Raw genomic sequence first — 17611 nt, 5'->3', positions numbered from 1 at the left:
AAGGAAGTGAGCAGATGATTCTATCGAAAAAAAGATGGCAGGTGGAGCGTCCTGACGCAACATTTGTACAAGCATTACAAAATGACTTACAACTTTCTGCGATTGCAGCAAAAATTTTAGCAGCACGAGGCTGCGAAACAACGGCTGAGGCAGAAAGCTTATTAAATATGACTGAGGCAAATATCCATGACCCATTTCTTATGCATGGTATGGCTGAAGCGGTAGCACGAATTGAACAAGCACTAGAAAATGGTGAGAAAATTTTAGTGTATGGTGATTATGATGCGGATGGTGTGACAAGCACAACCGTTATGTTACATGTTTTACTAGATCTTGGAGCAGACGTCTCCTTTAAAATTCCGAATCGTTTTATCCATGGCTATGGTCCGCATGAAGCCCTATTTCGGGAGGCCTATGAAGATGGTGTACAGTTAATCATTACAGTGGATAATGGTATATCTGGTATTGAGCCTATTCGAGTAGCAAAGGAGCTTGGTATGGATGTCATTGTGACAGATCACCATGAACCAGGTGAGGAGCTACCACCAGCAGATATTATTCTTCATCCCCGAATACCAGAAGGGCAATATCCATTTGGCGAGCTAGCAGGAGTAGGGGTAGCCTTTAAGCTGGCACATGCTCTTTATGGTGAACTACCAAGCCATCTAATAGAATTTGTGGCGATTGGCACTGTAGCAGATTTAGTTCCGTTGGTGGATGAAAATCGCTATCTCGTGAAGAGGGGCATACAAGAAATGCGTCGTTCCCTTAGTCCATGGGTACAAGCGATGTGTGACATAGCCAGTACAGAGCAGACGAAAATTACAGAAGAAACGATTGGCTTTTATTTTGGTCCACGATTGAATGCTGTTGGTCGTCTAGGTGAAGCAGCTCCTGGTGTTGAATTATTAATGGCGGAGGATAATGCTAAAGCAACCGCATTGGCAAAAAAGCTAAATGCCTGCAATACCGAGCGCAAAGATATTGTGAAAAGTATTACAGATGAAGCCATCGCACTGATTGAAGCAGATGAAAAAATCGGCAATTCCTTAGTTCTTGTTGTTGCTGGCGAGGGCTGGAACGCAGGTGTTGTAGGAATTGTAGCCTCACGTCTCGTTGAACTGTATTACCGTCCAACGATTGTGCTGTCACTCGATCCAGAAAAGGGCATAGCAAAAGGTTCTGCTCGAAGTATTGAAGGTTTTCATCTATATAATGAACTAGCTAAAAATCGAGATATTTTACCACATTTTGGTGGACATCCTATGGCTGCAGGTATGACCTTATCATTAGAGCATGTGGATGAACTACGTACTCGCTTAGATGCTCAGGCAAGAGCCTGTTTAACAGAGGAGCAATTAACACCTGTAGTGCATATTGATATACCGCTCAGCATAGATGAAATTTCAGCGGATGCTATTGAGGAAATTTCAACACTAGGACCATTTGGCACAGATTTCCCTAAGCCTGTGTATGTGCTGGAGGATGTAGAAATCGCCTCCATGCGTAAAATTGGAGCGGGCGAGAATCATATTAAAATGGAAATAACAAACGGCTATGATAAATTGGATAGTGTTGGTTTTAACAAAGGGCATTTACATGATGAATTAACGTATGGCATCAAAGTTTCCTTTATAGGCGATTTGCAAATTAACGAATGGCAGGGGCGTAAAAAAGCCCAATTTATGATCGAGGATGTCCAAACTACAGAATGGCAGTTATTTGATATTCGTGGTATCCGTCAAACAGCTCGATGGCTGAATACCGTACCGAAGGACGTGGCCCGGTTTATCGCCTTTCGTCCAGAAACGATGACCTATTATCAATCATTAATAGGTGCATCTATTACACTGGTTGACCCAGCCCTTTCAAATATTGAACAAAGTGATTACATCGTGCTCTTAGACTTGCCACACAATGTTCAAAAGCTAGAGGACGTTTTACAGAAGACAGCCCCTTCACGTATTTATGCTCATTTTTATATGCCTGACTCACAATACTTCAGTGGTCTACCTACTCGTGAGCAATTTGCTTGGTATTATAAGTTCTTGAAAAATCGACCAGCCTTTCCGCTTGATATGCATATCGCAGATTTAGCGAAGCATACGGGGTGGCCATTAGATACACTAAAATTTATGACACAGGTGTTTTTTGAGCTTGATTTTGTTAAAATGGAGAGTGGACTGACGACTGTCAACGTGAATGCTCCAAAACAAGCACTAACAGAGGCACCGTCTTACAAACAACGTTCAGAACAGATTGAAATGGAGCAAAAGCTTGTCTATGCTCCTTATATAGAATTAAAACAATGGTTTGATGAACGTTTAACATCAGCGGACGAATAACGTTTCGTAGGAGGAGCAATAACATGGATTTAAAGCAATACGTTACAACGGTTGAAAATTGGCCGAAAGAGGGCATTACCTTCAGAGATATTACAACAATTATGGATAATGGTCCTGCATACAAATATGCAACAGACCAAATCGTAGAATATGCAAAAGAAGTGGGCGCTGAAATTATTGTTGGCCCTGAGGCACGTGGTTTTATTATCGGTTGTCCAGTTGCCTATGCACTTGAAATCGGCTTTGCCCCTGTTCGTAAACCTGGTAAATTACCACGTGAGGTAATAAGTGCAGACTACGGTCTTGAATATGGTAAAGATACGTTAACAATGCATCATGATGCAATTAAGCCTGGTCAAAAAGTTTTAATCTGTGATGATTTACTAGCGACTGGTGGTACAGTTGAAGCAACGGTTCGTTTAGTAGAACAATTAGGTGGTCAGGTAGTAGGCTGTGCATTCCTGATTGAACTTCTAGAATTAAATGGTCGAGAAAAGCTTGGCGATTTAAATATTAAAACACTTATTCAATATTAAGAGCATGGCAAAAAGCGCCCTATACTGTGGGCGCTTTTTTTATACTTCGTCATAGGCTTGAATAATTTTTTGCATTGTTCGCAAGGTATCGTAGAAATCTGCGTATTTTTCGGTTCCAATATCCTCGATAATTCTATCTTGAATGCCTTGCCAAATCGGTGCTGCTTCATGCAGCTTTTCTAAACCTTTTTCAGTGAGCGTTATTTTTTTGGTACGAGCATCATTGGTATCTCGCTTTAACTCAACATAGCCATGTTGCTTTAATAGATTAATATTACGTGTTATAGTGGTTTGATCCAGTTGTAAAATTTCACCTAAACGGCTGATTGAGACAGCTTGTTGAAGGTCAATATGTGCAAGCATTGAATATTGTGTAACTTTTAAACCTGTAGGCTGTAGCAGCTTATCATATAATTGTGTGACAACCCTTGTTTTTTTTCTAAGGTTTGCACAAACACAAATTTGTGTATAATCAATATTTTTAAGTTGATTCTTCATCGACAGTACTCCTTTAAGGGGATTCTACTCATTATAAGTATACACCCAATAACTAGAAATTACTTCTTGACAGCTTTATGAACGCTTACTATGATTATACATGTATATACATATAAATGAAATAAGCAGACTTAAACATGTATATACATGTTTTGTAGTCTATCAAAGAAAAGAAGGTGTTGAGGTGAAACGTGTTCATTATAGTTGGTTTATTTTAATCGTCACATTTTTCTCGATAATTGTCGCAGGAATTACAATGTCATCATCTGGCGTGTTTATCGACCCTCTTGAAAAAGAATTTCACTGGGATCGTTCAACCATTGCTTTAGCCTTTGCTGTAAGTTTGTTTTTATATGGCATATCTGGACCATTTATGGCTGCATTACTTGAAGTCATTGGCTTAAAGAAAATGATGCTAGGTGCTATGGCAACTTTAGTATTAGGAATGACTTTAACATTTTTGATGAGTGAATCCTGGCAGCTAATTGTTATTTGGGGGGGCATTATTGGTCTTGGAGCAAGTCTTTTTTTAACTGTCCTTAGCCCATATGTTGCGAATCATTGGTTTGTAAAACGCAGAGGATTAGCGGTTGGTATTTTAACGGCAAGTACAGCCACGGGCCAGTTAATTTTATTACCAGTTCTAGCTATCATTATTGAACACTATTCTTGGCGATGGGCTATCGCATTAATGCTACTCCTTAGTATCATAATGTTTTTCATGATTGCGCTTTTTATAAAAAATAGACCTCAGGATATGGGGTTAACTCCTTATGGACAAGAGGAGGCTATAGAGGAACAACAAATACAGCAAAAAAAGAATCCAATAGCTATGGCTTTTAAAGGTTTATTTGAGGCGATTAAGGTTAAAGCATTTTGGCTCTTAGCAGGTAGTTTTTTTATTTGTGGGCTATCGACAAGCGGATTAATTGGTACTCATTTTGTTTCTTATTGTATTAGCTTTGGCGTTCCTTTAGTCACTGCCGCATCATTCCTTTCTTTTATGGGCATTTTTAATTTATTAGGTACAACTGCGTCTGGCTGGTTATCTGATCGCTTCGATAATCGGTGGTTATTGTTTTGGTATTACCTGTTAAGAGGTGCATCTTTATTATTGCTCCCTTATGCACTCGCACAAGGATCATTTGTTTTATTAACGATTTTCACGATTTTTTACGGACTAGATTGGATTGCTACAGTGCCACCAACCATCAGTATGACACGACAAATTTTTGGTATGCAAAAAAGCAGTATTATCTACGGCTGGATATTTGCTTCACATCAAGCAGGAGCAGCGGTTGCTGCGTATGGTGGGGGGTTAATTTATAAATTTTTCAATTCTTATACATGGGCATTTTTCCTTGCAGGAATGTTTTGTGCAATGGCCAGTTTATTCGTTATCATTGTTAAAAAACAAACACCCCAGCAAGCGTAAACACATAAAAGTTGAACCTCGGTAAGATGAGGTTCAACTTTTTTAATAAAGAATCTTTTGACATAACACAAACAAAAGTTTATAATATAAACAAATATAATAAAAGGTGATGCTATGAATGAAAGAGAACAGGCGGTGCTTGCTTTAATTCGCCAGAATCCGTTTATGTCTCAGCAAGAAATGGCAGATGCAATGAATCTGTCGCGTCCTGTGCTTGCTAATTTAGTGTCTAGTTTAACGAAGCAAGGAAAAATTGTAGGTCGTGCTTATATATTACCCGAAGAAAATGAAATTATTTGCATCGGTGGAGCTAATTTAGACCGCAAATTCCATGTAAAGGGCAATGTTCAATTTGGAACATCTAACCCTGCCAGCTCTTCCTTTAGTGTAGGTGGCGTTGGTCGAAATATTGCTGAAAACTTAGGCAGATTAAATCACCAAGTGACGTTACTGACAACGGCAGGTAAGGATGCTGATTGGCAAGTGATCCAAGAGGCTTCGGAATCCTTTATGAATCTACGTTATGTAGAGCAGCTTGCAGAGGCTTCCACAGGTTCTTATACTGCCATCATGGATGAACAGGGTGAGCTAGCACTAGCTGTAGCAAATATGGAGGTTTACGATCTTCTGTTACCGAGCTTGTTGAAAAAACATGAAACAATGCTTGTAAACGCGGGCTGTTTTATTTTGGATTTAAACTGTCCAAAAGAAACTGTGGCGTATATCCAGCAAGTAGCCCTTGCTCGTGATATTCCACTTGTCATTGTGCCAGTATCTTCGCCAAAAATGAATCGACTACCTGAAACATTACAAGGCGTAACTTGGTTTATTTGTAACACAGATGAAGCGGAAACGATTGTTGGACATAAAATTGAAAACGCTACCCATTATGAAAAAGCTTTACAACAGCTCCTACAATTAGGTGCCGAGCATGTCATTATCACGGCTGGCAGCAAGGGCGTTTATGCAGCATCTACAACGATTGCCCCTTGTCATGTTGCCGCTAAAGTGATTGACAAAATTGAAGATGTGACAGGAGCAGGAGATGCCTTTGTCAGCGCTGTTATTCACAGCTGGCTGACTGGACAATCTTTTGAGACATGTATTGATGCTGGATTAACCAATGCAAAAAATACATTGGCATCTCCTTATACAGTAAGACCTGAATTATCAGTAGATTTGTTGAAAAATGAAATGGAGGAATAACAACATGAAAGAATTCATCGTATTATCAGAAGAAGTAAAAGCAGGACAAGCAAAAGGTCTACCGATCGTTGCGTTAGAATCAACAATTATTTCACACGGTATGCCATACCCACAAAACGTGCAAACTGCGCGTGAAGTTGAGCAAATTATTCGCGATAATGGTGCAGTCCCAGCAACAATTGCATTAATTGATGGGAAAATTAAAATTGGTCTATCAGATGAAGAGCTAGAAATGTTCGGTAATGCTCAAGGTGTTGCAAAAGCTTCACGTCGTGACTTAGGCTACTTACTAGCAACGAAAAAATTAGGTGCGACAACAGTTGCAGCGACAATGATCTGTGCAGAGCTTGCAGGTATTGAAATCTTTGTTACAGGTGGTATTGGTGGTGTACATCGTGGTGCGGAAACAACAATGGATGTCTCTGCTGATTTAGAAGAATTAGCACAAACAAATGTTGCCGTTATCTGTGCGGGTGCAAAATCTATTTTAGACATCGGTCTTACATTAGAATATCTTGAAACAAAAGGTGTGCCAGTGGTTGGTTATGGTACGAATGAATTACCAGCATTCTACACACGTCAAAGTGGATTTGATGTAAACTTCCAATTAGATACGCCAGAAGAAATTGCAGCAATGCTATCTGCGAAATGGCAATTAGGCTTAAAAGGTGGCGCTGTCATCGCAAATCCAATTCCTGAGTCTGAAGCATTAGAGCATGCATTTATTACAAACATTATTGAAAAAGCTTTAGTTGAAGCTGAAGAGAATGGCATTCAAGGTAAAAATGTTACACCATTCTTACTTGGCAAAGTTAAAGAATTAACAGAAGGTAAAAGTCTTGATGCCAACATTGCATTAGTGAAAAACAATGCAGTAGTCGGCGCGAAAATTGCTGTAGCTTACAATCAATTACATTAATCAATTTGTCGAAACAAGGACTCTTTGTGACGTGAAGTCGCAGAGGGTCTTTTTTATTAAAAAGAAGAATATTTTTTCCATTTTTCGAACTGTTCACGAGATTAACTAAACTAAATGATACAGTCTCTTTACAATAGACCACAATATTTTATACAATTAAGTTTATATCTAATCTGAAAAATTTGACGAGCAAGGTGGACATGTTATGGCGAAAGAGCAAATTTTGACTCCTGAGGACGTTTTTGAGTTAGTCAAATCCTACATGAATGATGAAAATGTCGCATTCGTGAAAAAAGCATATGAATTAGCAAGGGATGCCCATATTGAGCAATTCCGTAGCTCTGGTGAACCGTATATTATTCACCCAGTACAAGTAGCAGGTATTCTAGCTGAATTACAAATGGACCCAGAAACTGTAGCGGCAGGTTTTTTACATGATGTTGTCGAAGATACCGATTTTACACGGGATGATTTGGTACGTGAATTTGGCGAAGAGGTGGCCGTGCTTGTTGATGGTGTTACCAAACTAGGGAAAATTAAATATTTATCTAAAGAGGCGCAGCAGGCAGAAAATCATCGGAAAATGTTTGTGGCTATGGCGCAAGATATTCGTGTCATCCTCATTAAGCTAGCAGACCGTCTTCATAATATGCGTACGTTAAAGCATTTACCTGCTGAAAAGCAACGACGCATTTCAAAAGAGACGCTCGAGATTTTTGCACCACTTGCTCATCGTCTTGGAATTTCGACTGTAAAATGGGAGCTTGAAGATACAGCACTGCGCTATTTAAACCCACAACAATATTATCGTATTGTCAGTCTGATGAAGAAAAAACGTGATGAACGTGAAGCTTATTTAGAAAATGTGATGGCTGAGATGAAATCACAACTGAATGAGGTTGAAATTGACGCAGATGTCTATGGTCGACCAAAACATATTTACAGTATCTATCGAAAAATGGTGTTACAAAAGAAACAGTTTAATGAAATTTATGATTTATTAGCCATTCGTGTTCTTGTCGATAGTATTAAAGATTGCTATGCCGTATTAGGGATTGTGCATACACTTTGGAAACCAATGCCAGGACGCTTTAAAGACTATATTGCTATGCCAAAACAAAACCTGTACCAGTCTCTACACACGACTGTTATTGGACCTTATGGTGATCCGTTGGAGGTACAGATTCGTACAAAGGAAATGCACAAAATTGCAGAGTACGGGATTGCGGCGCACTGGGCATATAAAGAAGGTAAAAACGTTGATCATCAAAAGCAAAATGTCGACCAAAAATTAACGTGGTTCCGTGAAATTTTGGAGTTTCAAAATGAATCTTCCAACGCAGAAGAATTTATGGAATCCTTAAAATTTGATTTATTTTCTGATATGGTTTATGTCTTTACACCTGAAGGTGATGTCATTGAATTGCCAGCAGGTTCTGTTCCTATTGATTTTGCCTACCGTGTTCATTCCGAAGTAGGAAATCGTACGATTGGAGCGAAAATCAATGGCAAGATGGTACCGCTTGATACACCATTAAAAACGGGCGATATCATTGAAATTTTAACTTCTAAACAATCCTTTGGTCCGAGTCGCGATTGGCTTAAAATAGCTCAATCCTCGCAGGCGAAGAATAAAATAAAGCAATTCTTTAAACGACACCTGCGTGAAGAAAATATTGTCAAAGGTAAAGAAATGATTGAAAAAGAAATCCGTGCTCAGGATTTCGATTTAAAGGAAACGATGTCCTCCGAAAACCTAAAACGGGTATGCGACAAATTTAACTATACGAATGAAGAAGATTTGTATGCGGCAGTTGGTGTGAATGGTATTACTGCGCAGCAGGTCGTAAATCGTTTAGCTGAAAAACGTCGTAAAGAACGTGAGCAGGAAGAAGCACTAGAGAAAATTGAACAAAAAATGAAAAATCCAATTCCACAAAAGCGTACGGAATCGGGTGTTATTGTAAAGGGTATTGATAATATGCTCATTCGACTTTCTCGCTGCTGTACGCCCGTTCCTGGGGATGATATTGTAGGCTTTATTACGAAGGGGAGAGGTGTTTCTGTCCATCGTGAGGACTGTCCAAATATTCAAATTGAGGATGAGCAGGAGCGCTTAATTGAAGTGGAATGGGAGCATGGTGTCATTCCTGAGAAAAAGGAATACCCTGTTGATATTGAGGTTTCAGCTTTTGATAGACCTGGCATTTTAAATGAAATCATGCAAATTGTTAGTGAAACGAAAACGAATATTTTAGCAGTAAGTGGACGTGCTGACCGTGATAAAATGGCAACAATTCATTTAACAATTTCTATTTCAAATATTTCACATTTGCATAAAGTAGTTGAGCGAATTAAACAAACACCTGATATTTATTCGGTGCAACGCGTCATTAACTAATTGATAGGCAATATAGGATTGGGGTTTAGTACATGAAAGTAGTATTACAACGCAGTAAAGCTGCCTCTGTAACAGTGGACGGAACTGTTACAGGAGCAATTGATCATGGCTATGTTCTTTTAGTGGGAATTACACATGAAGACACACAAGAGGATGTTGCCTATTTAGCAAAAAAAGTAGCCAATTTACGTCTCTGGGAAGATGCAGATGGAAAAATGAATCATTCGATCTTAGAGCATGGGGGCGCTATTTTATCCGTCTCGCAATTTACACTGTATGGGGATGCAAAAAAAGGGAATCGTCCAAGTTTTATCAATGCAGCTAGACCAGAAGCAGCTGAGCCACTGTGGGAGGCTTTTAATCAAGCTTTACGCGAACAGGGCTTACATGTGGAAACAGGTATTTTTGGTGCCATGATGGATGTAGCACTAATTAATGATGGTCCAGTCACAATTCTTCTAGAGTCAAAATAATGGAACATTTCCTATAATTCCTTCATATACTAAAGAGTATGGTTAGTTTTATAGGAGGGAGTGTCTTAAACATGACGCAGACGAGAAGTATAACAAATCCATATTTATACGAAACTCTTAACATGATGATTGGTCAGGCAGTAGTTGTGCAAACAGAAAAAAATATTCAACAAGGTATTTTATTATCCATACTACCTGACCATATGGTTCTTGAGATAAATCGTACGCCTTTCTTCATTCGGATGGAGGAAATTGTATGGGTTACATTGGAAACTACAAAAAAATGAGAAAGTATGAACCTTCAAATCATCATAAATGATAGAAGGTTCTTTTTTATTTGTTTAATGCAAATAATAATACCTAAATAGCAAATTTATTTCGAAGAGATAAAAACTATTAAAACAGTTGCTACTCTTTGAATATTATTTTTTTAAAAAAATATAAACGATATGTAAGAAAGTCCATTTGATTCCTCATGGATAGTTAATCTACGATTTTCCATTCTACTTACAACCTTTGATGTCTTTCATCATTAATTTATCCCACTAATAAGGGGAACTTTATGAAGTTCATGAATAAAAAGCATTTAAGGACAATCCATTCAAACTTTATCATTTCTAACACCGCCGCATATTGCTCCTGCCTTAATAAAAAACAATTCGTCATATAAGATAAAATTATTATTTTGGAAAACAAAAAATAACGTTGAAAATGCCCATTATTATTTGAGTATGTGAATAAAATTTTCCATGTTTATAGAAGAGGAACAAGAGGTTTAATTAGGAAAGATAGCGTGTGCTTTCAGAAATAATAGAAAATTAATACTTTACAATAAATTTAAACTCATGTATATTTATTTTCAATTAGCGACAAATAGCGACAATATACGGCTAATGTCTAAATCAGAAAAAGGAGCGCGATTTAATGGAAAATGAACAGGGGGTCAAGAAGAAAAGCTGGTTGAAAGTACCTCATACATATACGATTATTTTTGCTATTATTTTTTTAGCAGGTATTGCAAGCTATATTATACCAGCGGGTGAGTTTGAACGTGTAGAGGATGAAGAAGGGCGAATGCTCGTTGTAGATGGAAGCTATCATCATATTGAGAGTGAGCCAGTTTCCTTTTTTGAAATGTTTACAGCGGTTCCAATGGGTCTCGAAAAAGGGGCTCAAATTATTTTCTACATTTTTTTAGTCAGTGGTGTATTTGGTATTATTCGTTCTACAGGTGCTATTGAGGCTGGTGTTTATAAAGGAGTAAAAGCTTTAGAGGGCAGAGAGAAATTACTGATTCCTTTATCGATGATTTTATTCTCTGTTGGTGGTTTTACAATGGGGATGGCGGAAGAAACTATTATTTTCGTACCAATTGGTGTGGCCATTGCACGCGCGATGGGCTTTGATGCTGTAACAGGAACAGCCATGATTACACTTGGTGCCGCCAGTGGATTTTTTGGAGGAATGCTTAATCCCTTTACGGTAGGTGTAGCACAATCATTAGCGGATGTACCATTATTCTCAGGGATTGGCTTCCGTGCTGTTGTCTATGTTTTTGTATTAAGTTTTGCTATTTTCTATGTATCTCGCTATGCTTTTAAGGTGAAAAAGAATCCTCAAGCAAGCGTTATTTACGATATTGAGCAAAAAGCTAAATCCAATGTTTCAGCGATTGACATCCCTGCATTAACAGGCAAGCATAAATTCGTATTTATTGTCATGGCTTGTGGGATTGGCTTTAATATTTATGGTGTCTTTAACTGGGGCTGGTTCTTAACGCAGCTAACTGCATCCTTTTTAATTATGGGGTTAATTGCAGGATTAATTGGTGGTTTAAAACCTGCTACTATCTTTGATTCCTTTATTGAGGGAGCCAAGGCCGTAACATTTGGTGCTTTAATTGTAGGTTTTGCCCGTGCTATTACAGTTGTTTTAGAGCAGGGGAAAATTATTGATACAATCGTTTATGCAGCATCAGAAACAATTGGACATTTGCCACATGCTATCAGTGCAATCGGCATGTTATTTATCCAAGCTCTTTTGAATTTATTTATTTCATCTGGTAGTGGACAGGCAGCTGCAACAATGCCGATTATGATTCCAATCACTGATTTATTAGGATTAGAGCGACAAGTGGCTGTTTTAGCCTTCCAATATGGGGATTCCTTAACGAACTCTATTATTCCTACTTCGTCTGCATTAATGGCGTATCTAGCTGTTGCAGGTATCCCATATGAAAAATGGATTAAGTTTATCTGGAAGATGATTCTTGGGTGGGCATTGATTGCCTGTCTGGCGCTAATTGCTGCGGTAGCATTAGGAATATCTTAAATATAAAAAAGCTGTGGATGTTATCATCATCCGCAGCTTTTTTTTGCTTATTCATCTTGTTCATTAAAGTAGCTGAGAATTCCCTGATAAATACCAAGAGTCGCTTGTTCACGGAATTTAGCTGTTGTAATGACGCGCTCCTCACTGGAATTACTTAAAAAGCCTAACTCAATAAGGACGGCCTTTTGACGATTCTCTCGTAAAACTAAATAATTTCCTTGTTGTGTACCACGATCTCTTAAATCTAGTTTACTGGAAAGGCCATCATGAATTGCTTCAGCAAGCCCTTTTTGATTGCTATTCATATAATAGGATGTGAAGCCGTTAATGGAGCTATCATCTGTCGCATCATAATGAAGGCTAATAAAGGCATCTGCCTCATATTGATGGGCAATCGATACACGCTTACGCAATGCCACATATTCATCCGATTCTCTCGTCATGACAACGTTTGCGCCAGCAGCACTTAACTTGGAAGCAAGCAAAGTAGCCGTTTTTAAAGTAATGCCCTTTTCCTCTGTACCTCGTTGACCAGTTGTGCCATGATCATTTCCACCGTGACCAGCATCAACAACGATCGTTAATCCAGTTAACGTACCTTTTTTGCGAGGCTCTTCCTTTTCTTTCTGTGGACTTGTCGCTTTATTGGAACTTGTTGTAACTACCCAGTTCGCGACAAAAGCTGTTTTTTCGTCGTCTATTTGTATTTCATAAAAATCATTTTTAACGCCTACAATTGGGTAATTTACACCAGCATCTACCCGTTCAACTACTTCTGCAGCTGTTGAGGCATCCGTTCGTAGGTTTGTCCCATTATAGATAATCGTAACAGATTCTAACTCTTTGGAAGTTGACGTTTTTGAGGTACTTTTTACTTTATTGGAGAATGTACCGTAAAAACTATAGACCCAACCTACTTTTTTATCATTGTACTGAATTTGTACCCAATTATGCTCATGTGTAAGTACTTTAAAGGCTTGTCCTTTTGTTGCTGTGCCGATTTTTTTAGCGTTCAAATCTGGCTTCTTACGAACATTAAGGGTGTCCACTAAAATGGTGAAGGTTGTATCTTTGTTGGCGGGTGCTGTGGGTGTAGTAGTTACTTCAACAGCATCTTCCTTGGGTTCCGTTTCTTTTTTAGGGTTATCGTTGATCGTGACATAATCCTTTGACACCCATCCTGTTAATCCATTCCAATCGATTTTTGCCCATTCTTCATTTTCTTCAACGAGGTTTGCTTGGTTACCTGTAGAAAGTTGACCAAGAACAGCTGAAGAGATATCTGGTTCTGTTCGAATATTTAAACGGTCAACTTGTGAAATGACGGTTTTGTCAATCACTTGTTTAGCATTAGTAGGTGCTGTCAACCAAGAGGCAACCCATCCTTCGTAATTACCTGCTTTGACTTGGTACCAATCACCTTCTCGACCGATTGAGGTTAAAGGGTCACCTTCTTCTAAAGTCGTAATAATGGGATAAGACAATCCAGGACCCTCTCGCAAATGAAGAATCGTTCCAGCGACTTTTAGATCACTGGTGTCAGCGGAAGCTCTTTGAACAAAGTTCTTATTTGGAATCGCCATCGTTACCATTAGTACGAAGATGATTATACTATGTAAAATTGTTGTCCTCATCAGATTCCTCCTATTCCTTGTGCTATTTTACCATGCTTTTATCATAAAATTCGTGGTAAAATGGTAACAGAATTAGTTATTTTCAAGATAGACTGATGAAAAATACAAAAATAGTTGACATTGCTTTGGCTAGTGACTAACATAAAGGGTAATCGAAAAATGATTAATCGCTTATGACCAAGCAAGTAGCGTATACCACTATTGGAAAAGAGAGGGAAAGACTTAGGCTGCAATCTTTCCTACAAAAATGTATCACGTGAATAACACTTGAGAGGCTTTTTTCTGAAAAGCAGTGCCTAGTAGGAAAAAACGGAATCGGCCGTTATCCGATTAAGAGGAGGACACATGTAATCATTTGTGTCAACTAGGGTGGAACCGCGGAAGCTTATACAGCTCTCGTCCCTTGCTATTGCAAGGGACGAGGGCTTTTTTGTTGTTCAAAAAGTAATGAGTTTTTGAAGAGGGATTGTTGTTTTTGCTCAGAAAAGAGGGGAAGGCGCTCTAATTAGTATGAAAAGCGCTCATCAAGGCTGTAACCCGCTCCAACAGGACAAAAATTTGCTCAACCAAAGCATGCATTCGCTCAAAGTGGGACTACAGCTGCTCTATCATAAGCAATCAATATAGGAGGGAATTACATGAGTTTTAAAGTGCCACGAGGGACACAAGATATTTTGCCAGGTCAATCTGAAAAATGGCAAAAAGTTGAAGCGATTATTCGTGATATTTGTCGTGTTTATCGCTATAACGAAATTCGCACACCAATTTTCGAGCAAACGGATCTATTTGCACGTGGTGTTGGGGAAACAACTGATGTTGTACAAAAGGAAATGTATACATTTGAAGATCGTGGAGGGCGTTCATTAACACTACGTCCAGAAAATACGGCTGGTGTCGTACGTGCCTATGTGGAGCATAAAATGTTTGGTGCTCCTGATCAGCCAGTTAAGCTTTCTTATTTAGGACCAATGTTCCGCTATGAGCGCCAACAGGCTGGTCGTTATCGTCAATTTGTACAGTTTGGGGTAGAAGCAATTGGTTCAGCAGATCCTGCGATTGATGCAGAAGTCATTGCTCTTGCGATGGACGTCTACGAATCAGCGGGTTTAAAGGATTTAAAATTAGTGATTAATTCTCTTGGCGATAAAGAAACACGTGATACACATCGTACTGCTTTATTACAGCATTTTGAGCCACATATTCATGAATTTTGCTCAGACTGTCAAAATCGTTTACAAAAGAATCCATTGCGAATTTTAGATTGTAAGGTAGATCGTGAGCATCCATTAATGCAAACGGCTCCAGCGTTAACTGATTTCTTAACAGAAGAGTCAGCTGCTTATTTCGCTCAAGTGAAATCGTACTTAGATACATTGGGTATTTCATATGAGGTCGATCCAAATCTTGTACGAGGACTTGATTATTATAATCACACAACTTTTGAAATTATGTCCACAGCATCAGGCTTTGGTGCTATTACAACATTATGTGGTGGTGGACGCTACAATGGATTAGTGCAAGAAATTGGCGGTCCAGATGTACCAGGTATAGGTTTTGCATTAAGTATTGAGCGCTTGTTGCTGGCACTTGAAGCGGAGGGTGTTGAATTAGACACAGCATCAGGGCTAGATGTTTACATTATTGCAATGGGCGATGAAGCGAAGCAAAAGGCTGTTGAGCTGACAAGCACTTTCCGAGCAAAGGGACTTGCGACAGAGATGGATTATTTAGACCGTAAAATGAAAGCTCAAATGAAATCAGCGGATCGACTAGGTGCAAAATATACGCTTGTTCTTGGCGAAACAGAACTTGAAGAGCAAGCAGCGGCTGTAAAACATATGGAATCTGGGGAGCAGCACAAAGTGGCGTTTTCAGAGCTAGTGAACTATTTAACACAAAAAGCTTAAAAATAAACAGAGGGCATTTCTAGGAAATGCTACATAAATTGAAGATATTTTGGAGGAATTTAACAATGGCTACAAGAACACATGCTAGTAACGAGCTGTCAGAAGCGTTACAAGGCGAAAAAGTCGTATTAAAAGGTTGGGTACAGCGTCGTCGTGACCTTGGTGGTTTAATTTTTATTGATTTGCGTGACCGTACAGGTATTACGCAAGTTGTGTTTAGTCCAGATGTTGCAGAAGCACACGCATTAGCGGATAAAGTGCGTAGTGAATATGTGATCGAAGTGGAAGGCACAGTCATCCTTCGTACAGAGGATCAAATCAACCCGAATGTACCAAACGGTAAAATTGAAGTGGAAGCAACAAAATTAGTCGTAATTAATACGGCAAAAACAACGCCATTCCAAATCGAAGATCGTACAGATGTATCAGAAGATTTACGTTTAAAATATCGTTATCTAGACTTACGTCGTCCCGTAATGTTCGATACTTTCAAAATGCGTTCTGATGTGACACGTACAATTCGTAACTTCCTACAAAATGAAGGATTCTTAGAAGTTGAAACACCAATTTTAACAAAATCAACGCCAGAGGGTGCTCGAGACTATTTAGTTCCTTCACGTGTACATGAAGGTGAATTTTATGCCTTACCACAATCACCTCAATTATTTAAGCAATTATTAATGGTTGCTGGTTTTGAAAAGTACTTCCAAATTGCGCGTTGCTTCCGTGACGAAGATTTACGTGCTGACCGTCAACCAGAGTTTACACAGGTGGACATTGAAACGAGCTTCTTAACACAAGAAGAAGTATTAGAAATGAACGAACGCTTAATTCAAGTGGTTATGAAAGAAGTAAAAGGAATTGACATTCCTGCACCATTCCAGCGCATGAAATACCAAGAAGCAATGGATCGTTATGGTTCAGATAAGCCAGATGTACGTTTTGGATTAGAGCTTGTGGCGTTAAATGATATTTTTGAAGGCTGTAATTTCAAAGTATTTGCTGATACGGTTGCACAAGGAAAACAAGTGAAAAGTATCAATATTAAAGGTGCAGCTGACAAATATTCTCGTAAAGACATGGACGAGTTAACAAAATTCGTTGGGATTTACGGAGCAAAAGGTCTTGCCTGGTTAAAGGTAACAGAAGAAGGCTTAAACGGACCAATTGCGAAATTCTTTGACGAGGCATTAGCAGCAGCCTTAATCGAGCGTATGGGAGCAGAAGTTGGCGATATTCTAGTATTTGTAGCAGATAAAGCCGATGTTGTAGCAGCTTCATTAGGTGCTCTTCGTACAAAATTAGGACAAGATTTAAATCTGATCGATGAATCACAATTTGCTTTCCTTTGGATTACTGATTGGCCATTATTCGAATACTCTGAGGAAGATGGACGCTACTATGCAGCACACCATCCATTCACACGCCCGTTTGATGAAGATATAGCGTTAATGGACACAGACCCTGCAGCAGTACGTGCACAAGCATATGATATCGTTTTAAACGGCTATGAACTTGGTGGTGGTTCATTACGTATTTACGAACGTGACCTACAAGAGAAAATGTTTGAATTACTTGGCTTCTCAGAAGAAGAAGCACAAGCACAATTTGGCTTCCTATTAGAAGCGTTTGAATACGGCGTACCACCACATGCAGGTCTTGCCTTTGGTCTTGATCGCTTCGTTATGCTATTAGCAGGTCGTACTAATTTACGCGATACAATCGCATTCCCTAAAACAGCTAGTGCAAGCTGCTTGATGACAGAAGCGCCAAGCGAAGTATCTCCTGAGCAACTAAGTGAACTAAGCCTGGCTATCAAACCATTTAGAAAATAATGTATAATTCAAAATACCTGGATTACCTAGCAAATACTGTTGGGAATCTAGGTATTTTTTGCGTTTTCGTAAGAAATTATAGATTATTAGA

Annotated in this window: 13 protein-coding genes and 1 other annotated feature; of the genes, 11 read left to right on the top strand and 2 right to left on the bottom strand. The window is 38.9% G+C overall.

The genetic code is table 11. The annotated features are described in order from the left end of the window. Positions 1-14: 14 nt before the first annotated feature. Entirely contained in the window at positions 15-2345 is a 2331-nt protein-coding gene (recJ, locus tag QH639_RS10755) for a single-stranded-DNA-specific exonuclease RecJ (protein ID WP_281116042.1), read from the top strand. Between the two features lie 23 nt (positions 2346-2368). Then, on the top strand, positions 2369-2881 hold the full coding sequence (locus tag QH639_RS10750) for an adenine phosphoribosyltransferase (RefSeq protein ID WP_004226730.1): 513 nt from the start codon (positions 2369-2371) through the stop codon (positions 2879-2881). Positions 2882-2920: 39 nt separating this feature from the next. Here the strand turns inward: QH639_RS10750 and QH639_RS10745 are convergent, their stop codons facing one another. Next, the gene (locus QH639_RS10745; RefSeq protein ID WP_009373748.1) at positions 2921-3379 is read right to left on the bottom strand and encodes a MarR family winged helix-turn-helix transcriptional regulator; all 459 of its coding nucleotides are present in this window, start codon (positions 3377-3379) and stop codon (positions 2921-2923) included. 184 nt (positions 3380-3563) lie between these two features. Between QH639_RS10745 and QH639_RS10740 the strand changes: the two genes are divergently transcribed. The 7 genes from QH639_RS10740 to QH639_RS10710 all read left to right on the top strand — a co-directional run bounded on the left by QH639_RS10740 (position 3564) and on the right by QH639_RS10710 (position 12144). Then, complete coding sequence (locus QH639_RS10740) at positions 3564-4814, top strand: MFS transporter (protein WP_259419339.1); 1251 nt, start codon at positions 3564-3566, stop codon at positions 4812-4814. A 114-nt stretch (positions 4815-4928) separates the two neighbouring features. Further along, positions 4929-6020 (top strand): carbohydrate kinase, encoded by a 1092-nt coding sequence (locus QH639_RS10735; RefSeq protein ID WP_009373750.1) that lies wholly within the window; start codon positions 4929-4931, stop codon positions 6018-6020. Positions 6021-6024: 4 nt separating this feature from the next. After that, positions 6025-6939, top strand: a complete 915-nt coding sequence (locus QH639_RS10730; RefSeq protein WP_048392113.1) for a pseudouridine-5'-phosphate glycosidase — start codon at positions 6025-6027, stop codon at positions 6937-6939. A gap of 205 nt (positions 6940-7144) precedes the next feature. Continuing rightward, positions 7145-9340 (top strand): RelA/SpoT family protein, encoded by a 2196-nt coding sequence (locus tag QH639_RS10725; protein ID WP_048392114.1) that lies wholly within the window; start codon positions 7145-7147, stop codon positions 9338-9340. Positions 9341-9372: 32 nt separating this feature from the next. Then, positions 9373-9813 carry a D-aminoacyl-tRNA deacylase gene (gene dtd, locus QH639_RS10720; protein ID WP_048392115.1) on the top strand — a complete coding sequence of 147 codons (441 nt, stop codon included), beginning with the start codon at positions 9373-9375 and terminating at the stop codon, positions 9811-9813. A 71-nt stretch (positions 9814-9884) separates the two neighbouring features. Continuing rightward, on the top strand, positions 9885-10100 hold the full coding sequence (locus QH639_RS10715; RefSeq protein ID WP_004226745.1) for a DUF2642 domain-containing protein: 216 nt from the start codon (positions 9885-9887) through the stop codon (positions 10098-10100). Positions 10101-10737: 637 nt separating this feature from the next. Further along, positions 10738-12144 (top strand): YfcC family protein, encoded by a 1407-nt coding sequence (locus QH639_RS10710; RefSeq protein WP_054550044.1) that lies wholly within the window; start codon positions 10738-10740, stop codon positions 12142-12144. Positions 12145-12191: 47 nt separating this feature from the next. Here the strand turns inward: QH639_RS10710 and QH639_RS10705 are convergent, their stop codons facing one another. Beyond that, positions 12192-13778: an N-acetylmuramoyl-L-alanine amidase family protein gene (locus tag QH639_RS10705; protein WP_281116040.1), complete on the bottom strand. Its 1587-nt coding sequence runs from the start codon at positions 13776-13778 to the stop codon at positions 12192-12194. A 164-nt stretch (positions 13779-13942) separates the two neighbouring features. Then, positions 13943-14185 (top strand) — a binding site (T-box leader). A gap of 231 nt (positions 14186-14416) precedes the next feature. On the opposite strand from QH639_RS10705, the gene hisS reads away from it, so the two are divergent. Together hisS and aspS are read left to right on the top strand one after the other, a co-directional pair. Beyond that, positions 14417-15685, top strand: a complete 1269-nt coding sequence (gene hisS, locus QH639_RS10700) for a histidine--tRNA ligase (protein WP_054550047.1) — start codon at positions 14417-14419, stop codon at positions 15683-15685. 65 nt (positions 15686-15750) lie between these two features. Next, the gene (gene aspS / locus QH639_RS10695) at positions 15751-17520 is read left to right on the top strand and encodes an aspartate--tRNA ligase (RefSeq protein WP_112118166.1); all 1770 of its coding nucleotides are present in this window, start codon (positions 15751-15753) and stop codon (positions 17518-17520) included. The last annotated feature ends 91 nt before the right edge of the window (positions 17521-17611 follow it).

This window comes from Lysinibacillus sp. 1 U-2021, from assembly GCF_029916965.1.
Classification (GTDB): domain Bacteria; phylum Bacillota; class Bacilli; order Bacillales_A; family Planococcaceae; genus Lysinibacillus; species Lysinibacillus capsici.
The sequence above is the reverse complement of the archived record's forward strand: the minus strand, read 5'-3'. Positions and strand labels throughout refer to the sequence as shown.

Coding starts and splice junctions, on each gene's coding strand:
- recJ (WP_281116042.1), top strand. CDS start 15: ATGATTCTATCGAAAAAAAGATGGCAGGTGGAGCGTCCTGACGCAACA.
- QH639_RS10750 (WP_004226730.1), top strand. CDS start 2,369: ATGGATTTAAAGCAATACGTTACAACGGTTGAAAATTGGCCGAAAGAG.
- QH639_RS10745 (WP_009373748.1), bottom strand. CDS start 3,379: ATGAAGAATCAACTTAAAAATATTGATTATACACAAATTTGTGTTTGT.
- QH639_RS10735 (WP_009373750.1), top strand. CDS start 4,929: ATGAATGAAAGAGAACAGGCGGTGCTTGCTTTAATTCGCCAGAATCCG.
- QH639_RS10730 (WP_048392113.1), top strand. CDS start 6,025: ATGAAAGAATTCATCGTATTATCAGAAGAAGTAAAAGCAGGACAAGCA.
- QH639_RS10725 (WP_048392114.1), top strand. CDS start 7,145: ATGGCGAAAGAGCAAATTTTGACTCCTGAGGACGTTTTTGAGTTAGTC.
- dtd (WP_048392115.1), top strand. CDS start 9,373: ATGAAAGTAGTATTACAACGCAGTAAAGCTGCCTCTGTAACAGTGGAC.
- QH639_RS10715 (WP_004226745.1), top strand. CDS start 9,885: ATGACGCAGACGAGAAGTATAACAAATCCATATTTATACGAAACTCTT.
- QH639_RS10710 (WP_054550044.1), top strand. CDS start 10,738: ATGGAAAATGAACAGGGGGTCAAGAAGAAAAGCTGGTTGAAAGTACCT.
- QH639_RS10705 (WP_281116040.1), bottom strand. CDS start 13,778: ATGAGGACAACAATTTTACATAGTATAATCATCTTCGTACTAATGGTA.
- hisS (WP_054550047.1), top strand. CDS start 14,417: ATGAGTTTTAAAGTGCCACGAGGGACACAAGATATTTTGCCAGGTCAA.
- aspS (WP_112118166.1), top strand. CDS start 15,751: ATGGCTACAAGAACACATGCTAGTAACGAGCTGTCAGAAGCGTTACAA.